9 protein-coding genes are annotated in these 12,093 nt (G+C 45.5%); 4 read left to right on the forward strand and 5 right to left on the reverse strand.

Annotated features, from left to right (window positions below):
* Nucleotides 1–126 precede the first annotated feature (126 nt).
* A complete protein-coding gene (locus QUA16_RS32990; protein ID WP_333106418.1) occupies nt 127–564 on the forward strand; it encodes a transposase in 438 nt (145 codons plus the stop codon).
* Nucleotides 565–1,209: 645 nt separating this feature from the next.
* Here QUA16_RS32990 and QUA16_RS32995 read toward each other — a convergent pair.
* Complete coding sequence (locus QUA16_RS32995; protein ID WP_333106431.1) at nt 1,210–2,214, reverse strand: zinc-dependent alcohol dehydrogenase family protein; 1,005 nt, start codon at nt 2,212–2,214, stop codon at nt 1,210–1,212.
* 1 nt (nt 2,215) lies between these two features.
* Here QUA16_RS32995 and QUA16_RS33000 point away from each other — a divergent pair, with 1 nt between their 5' ends.
* Nucleotides 2,216–3,625 (forward strand): transposase, encoded by a 1,410-nt coding sequence (locus tag QUA16_RS33000; RefSeq protein ID WP_333181655.1) that lies wholly within the window; start codon nt 2,216–2,218, stop codon nt 3,623–3,625.
* A gap of 93 nt (nt 3,626–3,718) precedes the next feature.
* Nucleotides 3,719–7,264 carry an EAL domain-containing protein gene (locus QUA16_RS33005; protein ID WP_333106422.1) on the forward strand — a complete coding sequence of 1,182 codons (3,546 nt, stop codon included), beginning with the start codon at nt 3,719–3,721 and terminating at the stop codon, nt 7,262–7,264.
* 316 nt (nt 7,265–7,580) lie between these two features.
* On the opposite strand, the gene ilvN is transcribed toward QUA16_RS33005, so the two are convergent.
* The 4 genes from ilvN to QUA16_RS33030 form a co-directional block, all read right to left on the reverse strand.
* A complete protein-coding gene (gene ilvN, locus QUA16_RS33010; RefSeq protein ID WP_041622928.1) occupies nt 7,581–8,099 on the reverse strand; it encodes an acetolactate synthase small subunit in 519 nt (172 codons plus the stop codon).
* Between the two features lie 510 nt (nt 8,100–8,609).
* Complete coding sequence (locus QUA16_RS33020; RefSeq protein ID WP_333106424.1) at nt 8,610–9,422, reverse strand: carbon-nitrogen hydrolase family protein; 813 nt, start codon at nt 9,420–9,422, stop codon at nt 8,610–8,612.
* A 387-nt stretch (nt 9,423–9,809) separates the two neighbouring features.
* Entirely contained in the window at nt 9,810–9,938 is a 129-nt protein-coding gene (psaJ, locus tag QUA16_RS33025; RefSeq protein WP_333037175.1) for a photosystem I reaction center subunit IX, read from the reverse strand.
* A 118-nt stretch (nt 9,939–10,056) separates the two neighbouring features.
* Nucleotides 10,057–10,545 carry a Photosystem I reaction center subunit III gene (locus QUA16_RS33030; RefSeq protein ID WP_333037176.1) on the reverse strand — a complete coding sequence of 163 codons (489 nt, stop codon included), beginning with the start codon at nt 10,543–10,545 and terminating at the stop codon, nt 10,057–10,059.
* Between the two features lie 330 nt (nt 10,546–10,875).
* Here QUA16_RS33030 and tsaD point away from each other — a divergent pair, with 330 nt between their 5' ends.
* On the forward strand, nt 10,876–11,949 hold the full coding sequence (tsaD, locus tag QUA16_RS33035; RefSeq protein WP_333106427.1) for a tRNA (adenosine(37)-N6)-threonylcarbamoyltransferase complex transferase subunit TsaD: 1,074 nt from the start codon (nt 10,876–10,878) through the stop codon (nt 11,947–11,949).
* The last annotated feature ends 144 nt before the right edge of the window (nt 11,950–12,093 follow it).

Genomic DNA, 12,093 nt, shown 5'->3' on the forward strand with positions numbered 1-12,093 from the left:
GCGGCTCAAAAAAATCTCGCAAAAAACAGAAGTCTCAAAGCTCAACGCCTGACATCACAAGAGTTGATGACTATGCACAACATCTAAAGAATACTCGTTATTTCTTCCCAAATTCTGTACGTCCAAATGGTCGCTGATGGCTATTACTACCGCTCTAAATTCTGGGATGCTGTGCGGAAGTTAAATTTAGACTTTATTGGCAAGTTAAGAGTTGATGCTAACCTACGCTATCTTTATACTGGTGAACAAAAGAAACTGGGAGCTCCACGTAAATATGATGGTAAGGTTGACTGCCATGATTTGAGTCGTCTTAATTTTGTTAAAGAAATAAAACCGGGAGTTTCATTATATACATTGGTGGTGTGGAGTTGTTGTTTAAATTGCCAAATTAGGTTGGCTTGTATCTCTGAGGTTCAAGCCAACGGAGAAATTAAAAATGCTTTATTATTTAGCACTGATATTCACTTACCGCCTGAGCAAATTGTTGAATATTATCAGGCTCGTTTCCAGATTGAATTTATTTTTCGTGATGCCAAGCAATTTACCGGATTGTCGGATTGTTAAGCTCGTCATTTGCCACGGCTTGATTTTCACTTTAATGCCAGTCTAATTGCCTTAAACTTAGCCAAACATGAACTTTCTAGTTGTCATTCATCTGCCAAATCTTTTGTGTTTTCTATGGCCTCTTATAAACGTCTGGAATTCAATAAGCATCTACTTTCTACCTTTATTGATAAGTTAGATTTAGACCCGGATTTGATTTTAAATCACCCTAACCTTCCTTCAGTCTTGTCTTATGGTACTCTGGCTGCTTAAAAACAGTCCGGAGTATTGTTTTAATCATCAGCCTAATAATATGAATTCCGGTGGTATTGGAATTATTAAACCGCAGAGGGCGCAGAGGATACAGAGAAACGGAAGAGACAGATGAATCATTCCGATGCCAACGGATTTGATAGAAAACAAAGATTCACCTTCGTCGTCGAATTAGCCAGAGTTCTCTCAAAATTATTAACGAGGATTTTGCACCTTTCTATCGAATAATTTCCTATCATGTCCGATCGATTAACGATAAGATCCCGGTCGGGGCGGGTTTTTGAGATTGTGAATTATTGGCTGGTATTCTTGGTGAACTCGCCCTACAAAAATCGCGGTTCCTCGACCGGACATGATATCAGTTGTCAATTTCTTATTTAAGCATCCGCATTTTTAACCCCCAATTTCAAGCACTATTTTACCGGTTACTGAGCCTGTTTCTAACAGTTCGTGAGCGGCTTGCGCTTCTTCGAGAGGGAAAGTTTTGCTGACGTGAATTTTTAGCAAGTTGCGATCGCACAAACGAGCACACTTCTGCAAAATCTGAGCCTGCTGTTCCTGTTCCTCCACCAAACCTTCCAGCATCGGTGTTAACATTAATTCCAGACTAATTCGCAGATTCCGCATTCTCGCTGTTTTCAAATTGCCCAAAGCCGGATCGGGTTCCAAAATTGTTACCAAATCCCCATAAATCTTCACAGCCGGAATAGTTTGGTAAAAAGTTTCTCCCCCGACTGTATCGAAAGCCAAATCAACTCCTTGTCCTTGAGTCCAAGTCAAAACCTCATCGACAACATTGGTATTTTTGTATAAAATAACTGAATCTGCACCTAAGTGCTTGACAAAATTGGCTTTTTCCTCAGAACTAACAGTCGTGCAAACCTCTGCCCCCTGCAACTTCGCCAACTGTACCGCGACGTGGCCGACACCGCCGGCACCAGCTTGAACCAGGACTTTTTGACCGGCTTGCAAGCGCCCTCGATCGTACAGCGATTCCCAAGCTGTAATTAAAACTAACGGTGCCGCCGCCGCCTCAGCAAAACTTAAAGCAGCCGGCTTGAGGGCGAGAAAGCGTTCGTCTACAACGGCAAACTCGGCATAAGTACCGATCGACCCGCCCAAACCGCCATTGCAGAAAAAAACCTCGTCTCCCACTTGGAAACTTTGCACACCTGCACCGACAGCCTCTACGACTCCTGCACCGTCGCACCCCAAAACGTGAGGAGTTTTGTCCGGGTAAAAAGTGCCGCGCGATCGCAACTTAGTATCTATCGGATTGATACCCGCCGCTCGCAACCGTACCAAAACATCTGTTTCTGTTTGTATAGTAGGGGCGGGGATATTTTGCAGTTTCAATACTGACGGGCTTCCGGGGGTTTGAAAAACGATCGCTTTCATCATGGGTGTTACACTAGATCAGATCATCCCTAGACTTTATTGTATCTTGCTTAGCAAAGCAACAAAAAACTTTTCGTTTATCCCAAAATTTATGAGGGTTGTTGAAAGGCATTACATAGATCGGTCGCAGGAGTTTTATAAACAGTTTGATGACTTATCGTTTCTGTCGATAAATCTCGACAATCATGGTAAATATTATATGAGTAAACACTTTTGTTCGTCTGGATATAAAGTTGGTGTTAGCAGAATTCTCAGACAGTTATCTGCAATCTTAAAACCTACAGACGGCTCTAAATCATTCCCTGCTAAAATTAGCAATCAAGTTCTCAAGCACGTTGTTCACGATTGGGAAAATTGCCCAAAGTCAAGAATAGCTTATGACCGAGATATACCTCGATTTTTATTCCTACCCAGCATCCCCCAATACAAACATCAAAATATCTGGGGACGTAAGTTGTTAAGTCATGATAACCAATCGATAGAAAAAAGGGGAGGGGACAAAAATAATCGACTACTTCATTTATCTCAAAGTGACATAATATTTTCTACAAAATCCCAAAATGTCATCAAGGTAAGGATAGGTATTCAAACAACGCTCTACTTTGTTGAGGTGGCCCATCACAAGCTTGTAACGTTGGTGGATTTAAATTCCCACCTCATAGCAGGTAGAGATTTAGGGATTAATCACATCGTCGCTTTGGCATCTAATAAGCCAACATTTACTCCAACTATATCTGATAAAAAATATCTCAAATCAATCAATCAAGGTTTCAATCAGCGCCGAGCATTTTTACTGTCAAAAATTAACGCGGGAAAATCTACCACGCGCCAAATCCCGCAAATCACCTTTAATCGAAACAAGCGATTAGAGAACTACCTTCATCAAACTAGCAGTTTGATTATCAAGCTGTTGGTGGGAGAGAAAATAATTCCGTTAATTATTGGCATAAATGCGAGGGGTAAACAAAATATCAAATTAGAAAAAAAAAAGCATCATACTTTTGTAGTAATTCCTCATACCACGCTCGTAAAAATTATTGCTTACAAAGCTGATTTAGTCGGTATCAAGGTAATAGTTACAGAAGCATCTTATACAAATAAGTGCAGCTTTTTGGATTTAGAGCATATCGGTAAGCAAGAGTCTTACCGGCGTAAGAGAGTTAAACGTGGGTGGTTTCGGTCTTGGAATGAAAGTCTGATTAATGCTGCTGTGAATGCAGCGTTAAATATGATTATAAAATTAAACGTAAACTCACCCTTAGAGGAGTGCCACAACCATAGAGATGTGTTTGGAGTTTCACCTGTACGGGTTGAGTCTGTACGAAAAGCACCACAAAAAGTTCGGGAATCTCAAGTATTGCCCGGTTTTTTGTCAACTGTTAACTCTCTTGTCGCCTTCAGGGCGATCTGACCTTGTATTCGTTACCCATCCGTGACGATACTTAGTTATTTTTAAATAGATTGGCTTCAGATAACTACAACAATTGTCGCGCGGTGCTAATCGATGTTCGATATAGATTTATTTTTTTACTTTGAGATTGTTGCATATCTTCTGGGATTATCGGCGGCTTTAGCCGTGGTGTCCGCGATTTATCTCAAGTGGCACCGAAGGCCTTCTAGTCTACCGCTAGCCAAAGAGCAACGGCAGTTGGCAGAATTAAAGCCAGACGATTTATCTGCGGGATTGAAAATGCGGAAAAACTTTGTGATTTTTTCCAACTCAAATCGGTTGCCGGCAACTGACAGCTTCTTGGGTAAAGTTTTAGGTATGGGCCCCGCTGTATTCTTTGCCAAGCAACAGCGCCTAAGTGTGAATTCTTCGCCTATTGTGGGGTCTGGAACCAGCAAAACCCTAAGTCTGAGCATTTCGGGTTCGATGGGGGAAAATCCCGATCGCCCGAATGCCGAGAATCCTCCCAAAGTTACTACTTTCGCCCAATTAGAGGAAGATTTGCTGGCAGAAATCCTAGCAGGTACTGAGTCGCCGGGAGGAGCAGAATTCTTTGATGCCTTAGTTTGCCACTTAGCCTCAGCACTCGGAGTTCGCACCGCCGTCGCTGCCAAATCGATTAAGTCTAAGGCACGCACCGATGCTGCTGCCGATAGATTGCAACTTATCAGTTTTTGGAGCGAGGGACAGCAGCAGCCAAACTTTGAGTGCGACACCGCCAATACTCCCGAAGCGCGGGTGCTGGACGGGGGAATGTATTCCTGTTCCGACTACCTCTGGGAAACCTTTCCAGAAGACCGCAGACCTGTCGTTACAGGTGCGCGCAGTTTCCTGGGAGTATTGCTGAAAAACTCTTACGGCGAACCTTTAGGCATTATTTGTATTTTCCACGATCGACCCCTGGTGGAAGCACATCTTGCCAAATTCCGATTAATTCTCAGCATCTTTGCCGGACGGGCCGCCGCCGAATTAGAGCGGCAGCGCCTAGAAGCAGCACTGTCCACTGTAGAAGCGAAATACTGCGCCCTGGTAGAACAAATGCCCGCTGTCACCTACATTTCTCCCCTCAACCGCACGGCTGCCAAACTTTACATCAGCCCGCAAATCGAGACTTTTCTGGGTTATTCTGTAGCTGAATGGAGGGCAGACCCCGACCTGTGGCTGAAACTCGTTCACCCTGAAGACCGTGACCGCGTGTTAGTTGAAAACGCCACACAGAAATTCACCGATGGAGAAGATATCTTCTGCGAGATGCCGCTGGTTTCAGAATACCGCGCGATCGCCCGCAACGGCCGAGTCGTCTGGTTCCGCGATCAAGCGACCGCAGTTCGCGATGAAGCAAGCAAGTCTGTTATCCTTCAAGGCGCAATGTTTGACATCACCGAGACTAAAGTAGCTGCCAGCGCGCTGCTAGAAAGCGAATACCGCTATTACACCTTGGCAAAAATACTGCCGGTCGGGATTTTCCGCGCCGACGCTGCTGGAGATTGCTTGTACGTCAATGAGCGATTTTTAGAGATGGCGGGACTGACTGCGCCAAAGGCACTAGGCGAAGGTTGGGCGCAAAGTTTGCATCCCGAAGACCGCGAGCGTGTTTTGAGCCAGTGGTATCGCGCTGTCACAGACAAGTTGCCCTGTAAGTTAGAGTACCGCTTTTGCAACGGTGACTTCACAACCTGGGTATTTTGGCAAGCAGTGCCAGAAATGACCCAAAGTGGGGAAGTTCTAGGCTATCTCGGCACGTTGACCGATATCACCGATCGCAAGCAGGCAGAATTCGCGCTGCAACAGGCGGAAGAGAAATACCGCAGTATCTTTGAAAATGCGATCGAAGGCATTTTCCAGACAACGACCGACGGACGCTACCTCAGCGCTAACCCTGCTTTGGCGAGAATTTACGGCTACGAGTCGGCTGGCGAATTGATCGCGAATATCCAAGACATAGACCGCCAACTTTACCTCGATCCCAACCGCCGCGTCGAGTTTTTGCGCGAGATCGAAAAACAGGGTTTTGTGTCTGAGTTCGAGTCGCAAGTTTACCGCGCTGACGGCACTACTATCTGGGTTTCCGAGAACGGCCGGGCAGTTCGCGACCCTGACGGAAATTTACTTTACTACGAAGGGACTGTCGAAGATATTACCCTCCGCAAAATAGCAGAAGATAAGTTAGTACACGATGCTTTGCACGATATGCTAACGGGTTTGCCCAACCGATCTTTATTTATGGATCGTTTGGGACACGCGATCGAGCTTTCAAAACGCCGCCCCGAGGTTTTGTTTGCGGTGCTGTTTATCGATCTCGATCGCTTTAAGGTTGTTAACGATAGTTTGGGGCATTTAGTGGGCGATCGGTTGCTGATCGCGATCGCGCAGCGCCTGGGAATCTGTTTGCGCGCTGGAGATACCGTTGCCCGTCTCGGCGGCGACGAATTCGCTATTTTGCTGGAAAATATCAAAAGCACCGAGGATGCGATCCAGGTTGCCGAACGAGTCCAAGCGGAACTGGCAGAGCCTTTTTACCTTAACGAGTATCAAGTTTTTACCAGTGCTAGCATTGGGATTGTTTGTTCTGGTTTTCCTCAGTATCCAAGGGAAACCCGCAAACTGTCGAGTCCCGAAAATATGGGAAATATCGATCGGGAAACTTCTTTGTCTGGCTTATCTTCTGACTCTCCTGTTCCCAATGCCTCGTTCCCCATATTGTACGATCGACCTGAAGAACTGCTCCGAGATGCAGATGCTGCCATGTATCATGCTAAGGGATTGGGCAAAGCTCGCCACGAAGTTTTTGACTTAAGTATGCACACTCGCGCTGTCGCCCTTTTGCAACTGGAAAACGACCTGCGACGCGCTTTAGACTCCCAGGAATTTCAGCTTTACTATCAGCCCATCGTCTCTCTAATTAGCGGTCAAATCAGCGGTTTTGAAGCGCTGCTGCGGTGGTATCACCCGCAGCGGGGTGTCGTATCTCCCGGCGAGTTTATTTTAGTAGCTGAAGAAACTAGATTGATTATACCTATGGGCTGGTGGATGATGCGATCGGCTTGCCGTCAGATCCACGAGTGGCACCAAAAATTCCCAGCAAATCCGCCGTTGACTGTCAGCGTCAACCTTTCTAACCAACAATTTAAACAACCGGATTTAATCGATCGCATTCGCGAAATTTTACAAGAAACTCAGCTTGACCCCCGCACTTTAAAGGTAGAAATTACTGAAGGCGTCATCATGGAGAATTCCGAATCAGCAGTCGCTATCCTCGCAGAATTAAAAAATTTAGAAATTCAATTATATATTGACGATTTCGGCACTGGCTATTCTTCTTTGAGCCGCCTGCACACTTTTCCAACTGATGCTTTAAAAATCGATCGAGCTTTTGTCAGTCGCATGACTGAAGATGAAGGCAACGAAGCGATTGTACAGACTATTTTAATTTTAGCCAGTCATTTAGGCATGGATGTAATTGCTGAAGGCATCGAAACCATCGAACAGCTTAATTTACTCAGAGCGCTGCAATGCGAATACGGACAAGGATACTTTTTCTCAAAGCCGATAGACAGCATCGCAGCCACACTTTTGATAGAAAGTCAACCTAAATGGTAATTAGTCAAGAGTCATTAGTCATTAGTCATTAGTCATCAGTCATTGGTAATTGATAATTGGCAATAAGAAGTCGAAAGTTAAAAGTTAAAACATTCTTTCTGACTAATGACTAACAGGGCTGTTTCATTCGACCTAGGGGCCGTGCTACCCCTACTCCCCGTGCCGGCCCTCTTGGTCTGATCAGCCGATCGAATCGTCTAGGTCGGGGGTAGGCACGGGGGCACTACCCCTACAAAATTCATGTTTTTGGTGAGAATGAAACAGCCCTGATGACTAATGACTAATGACTAATGACTAATGACTCCTGACTCCTGACTTAAACTTTCGCTTCCAAAGACTTGAGAAACTCAGTATTTACCCCCGACTCCCGCGTCAGGGCAATTTTCCCTGTACGAGCAATTTCCTTAATCCCAAATCTATTCAGAACCTGGACGATCGCCACCATTTTACCGGGATCTCCGACAACTTCCAATGTCAGCGTATCATCACCAATATCCACAACTCGCGCTCTAAAAATTTGAGCTAACTCAATTATCTCCGATCGCGTCCCGCTAGCAGCATTAACTTTCAGCAACATCAACTCCCGTTCCACACAGGGAATTTCCGTTATATCCTGAACTTTAAGCACGTTAATCAACTTGTACAGTTGCTTTGTCAACTGTTCGATAATTTGGTCATCTCCGGGTACAACCATCGTAATCCGAGACACTCCCCCTTGTTCCGCCGGGCCAACGGCGAGACTTTCAATATTAAAACCCCGACGGGCAAACAAACCAGCAATTCGAGTGAGGACACCCGCTTCATCTTCAACTAAAACCGAAAGAGTGTGTTTCATTTCTCCAAAAAGACGCATTTCGTGCAATTCTACTTTCGCCAATTCGCCTTTTAGCAGAAGTGCACGCCCATTGAACCTGCATTAGATATTTTATCGCGAGTTATTGACCGTTCATCTCCTGGGAAAAAAACCCTCGATCAATTTCGCTTTTACCCGTCTCGATCCCCCTCGCATCCCCCTTAACAAGGGAGACTTTGATAACACTCCTGTCCCCCCCTTCTTAAGGGGGGTTAGGGGGGATCGGCTTTATCTCAACCGTAAACCCGCCCCAACTCAGTTCTGGGCGCACCCGATCCAAGTTTTTTTGTGTACGAACGTACACAATTACGCGACCGAATAAAAACTTTTCATGTTTTGTCCCGGACGGGGCTGAAATTTTGAGACCAATTGGTCTCAAAATTCCTTCAAAGAAAAACCCGGTGTTGCAGCGACGGCATCTGGCGGCGGACTTGTTCTAGTCGATCGGGATTAATTTCCGAATTTTTGAGACCAATTGGTCTCAAAATTCCTTCAAAGAAAAACCCGGTGTTGCAGCGACGGCATCTGGCGGCGGACTTGTTCTAGTCGATCTGGATTAATTTCTGCGATCGCCACACCCGGTTCCTCTCCAGCATCCGCCAAAATGGCACCCCAAGGGTCTATAATCATCGCGTGACCGTGTGTTTGACGGCGGCCGTAGTGGTGTCCAGTCTGTGCCGGGGCAATCATATAACAAGTATTCTCGATCGCCCTAGCTTGCAACAAAACCTTCCAGTGATCCTTGCCAGTGTAAGCGGTAAACGCCGCCGGCACGAACAAAATATCAGCCCCCTTGTACGACAAATGCCTGTACACCTCCGGGAACCGCACGTCATAGCACACCGAAAGTCCCAGCGTCCCCAAATCCGGCGACACATAAACAGGTGGCAAATCTTCACCAGCTTTCACAGTGTTCGATTCCCTGTAAGTAATGCCGTCTGGCACATTCACATCGAACAAATGTACTTTTCTGTACCTTGCCACTTCCGTGCCGTTTGGGTCTACCAGCAAACAAGTATTGTATACCTTCCCCCCCTCCGTCGGCACGGGAAACCCGCCGCCCAGAATCGTTACCTGGAACCGTTGGGCCATCGTTTTGAGGAATTTTTCGCTTTGGAGTCCGATCGCCTCTGCTGAAGCAATCTTTTCCTCCTCCTCTCCCATAAACGAAAAATTTTCTGGTAAGGAAACTAACTCGGCACCTTGACGCACTGCCAGGTCGATTAATTCCTCTGCCTGAACCAAATTTTTTTGCAGGTCAGGCAAGCTAGTCATTTGAATTGCTGCGGCGAGATAAGACTTCATCGATTCAAAATATTAGTCAATAGTCAATAGTCAGTAGTCAGTAGTCAGTAGTCAGTAGTCAGTAGTCATTAGTCAGTAGTCAGTAGTCATTAGTCAGTAGTCAGTAGTCATTAGTCATTAGTCAGTAGTCATTAGTCAGTAGTCATTGGCAACTAATTTGAGCACTAAATAGTTGAAATTCTTGGGGTTTTTTCCCATTTATGCGCTGGTCTTGCGCCAACTTCTACGGTTTGAGAGCTTTGATGTTTGAGCTTTAAATTAACCTGTAACTCATCACTCAAAACTCAAAACTCTCAACTTTTTCTTCCACCGTCAACCGTCAACCGTCAACCGTCAACCGTCAACCGTCAACCTTCATAGGTTTTGCAACCTAATTTCCCTCAAATCTTAAGGCATCGGATGGAAAAGCAGGTCGGGGAAAAAGCGGTTAAATTCAATTAAAGCCGCAGCTTGAATAGATATCCAAAGGATAGCCAATACTGGTGCTGTCGAAAGAAACTTGACAAAGTATTGCATGAATTCTGCTCCTGAAAATTCCAGACAGTTGGTAATTGCCGATCGATAAGCGCGCTAATTGCTAATTTCTAGTTAATTACTTAACTGTTAGCTATTAGCTCTTCTCCATTTCCCAATTTTAGCGGGGGGAAACAGTAATTTCGTCGTCCTTGGCAAACATTTCACCACTGGTGATTGATGTGAGAGCTGCCAGAGGCCATAAAACGCCGCTCAGCATACATTTGATTGCCAAAGGAACGTCGATAATAATCTCTTTTTCCTCTGGGGTTGCTGATTTTTTGGTAACTTGCAGATAAGAACGGCCCACCCAACCAATCCAACCTGCGATATACAAGAACAGTATGCTAGGAATCAAAAAGTCCCCTGCTTTGCTCAAGTTGCCGTCTACGATTAAGTGCGGGTATCCTTCCGGGCCGCACATAGCTTGAGAATAGCGATCGAATCTTGCTTTCGCAGATGCCGGGTCGCCATTGGTTGAACGTGCATTTTTAGCCAGTTCCTTGAATTCGGGAGAGTCTTTGCACGGCACTAAATTGTAAGCCGAAGCAACTGGAGCAAAACTGATCCAGACACTCAACACTAAAATTGCAGCAAACAATCGTCGCATGGAATTGTTTCCTTTTGTTACAAAACAATAAGTTTTTGTACAAGCATTTCAACTTGCCGATCTGGAATCCAGATTACCGTGTTTGTTGACAGTGTAAAGTATCCACCATTGATGCGGCAAAGCCCAATAGAATGAGGGATTCCCGCTTTCATAGGTCAATGCTGAGCTAGCAATACCGCGAGGATATTCCTTCATTGCATCAGATGACGGCCTTATCTGTCGATCGGGCAAAAATCCCTTAACAATAACCTGAGTACAGGTAGAGCGGGGGACTTGCGCCGAATTAGTTAAGCTAGCAATAACTAACCTATCAAATAAAATTAGCAGTTAATGGCAACCATTTTCGCAATCGAAACAAGTTGTGACGAAACAGCAGCAGCAATTGTTAAGAATCGTCAAGTTTGCAGCAATGTTGTAGCATCACAAATTAAAATCCACGAGCAGTATGGCGGGGTAGTACCGGAAGTGGCTTCGCGGAGTCACCTAGAAATGCTCAATCAGGTAATTGCCCAGTGTCTCGGTGAAGCAAACCTGAGTTGGTCAGAAATTGACGGCATTGCAGCGACTTGTGCCCCCGGTTTAGTAGGTGCATTGTTAGTCGGGCTGACAGCGGCGAAAAGCTTGGCAATAGTCCATCAAAAACCTTTTTTAGGCGTCCACCACCTCGAAGGACACATCTACGCTTCTTACCTTACCGAACCCGACTTGCAGCCACCGTTTTTGTGTTTGTTAGTTTCCGGGGGACACACTAGCTTCATTTACGTCAAAGATTGCGGCGTTTATGAAACTGTAGGACACACACGCGACGACGCAGCCGGCGAAGCTTTTGATAAAGTAGCGAGACTGTTGCAGCTAGGATATCCCGGCGGGCCACTGATTGACAAATTGGCCGCCCTTGGCAATCCCCAAGCATACCCTCTACCAGAAGGCAGAATTTCCTTGCCAGGTGGCGGCTACCATCCTTACGACAGTAGTTTTAGCGGGCTGAAAACCGCAGTTTTGCAATTAGTACAGAAACTCAAGAAACAAAATAACAATGTGGGTGAGGAAGGGTTCTTGCCTGCCTCTACAATTAATGATATTGCGGCCAGCTTTCAGGAAACTGTAGCCAAGGGTTTAACAAAAAGAGCGATCGACTGTGCCGTAAATTTCGGGCTTACCACTATTGTAGTGGGCGGCGGAGTTGCAGCAAACAGCGGACTCCGAAAACACTTACAAGCAGCAGCAGCAAAACACAACTTGCGGGTATTGTTTCCGCCATTAAAATATTGTACAGACAACGCAGCAATGATCGGCTGTGCGGCGGCAGAACACTTGCAGCGAGGACACACATCGCCGCTGACTTTGGGAGCAAATTCAAGAATGGCTGTCAGCGATATTATGGAACTGTACAGTAGTCAGTAGTCAGTAGTCAGTAGTCAGTAGTTATTAGTCAGTAGTTATTAGTCAGTAGTTATTAGTCAGTAGTTATTAGTCAACAGTCAACAGTCAACAGTCAACAGTCAACAGTCAACAGTCAACAGTCAACAGTCAACAGTCAACAGTCAA

Source organism: Microcoleus sp. S13_C3 (assembly GCF_036700905.1).
In the GTDB taxonomy this organism is placed as follows: domain Bacteria; phylum Cyanobacteriota; class Cyanobacteriia; order Cyanobacteriales; family Microcoleaceae; genus Microcoleus.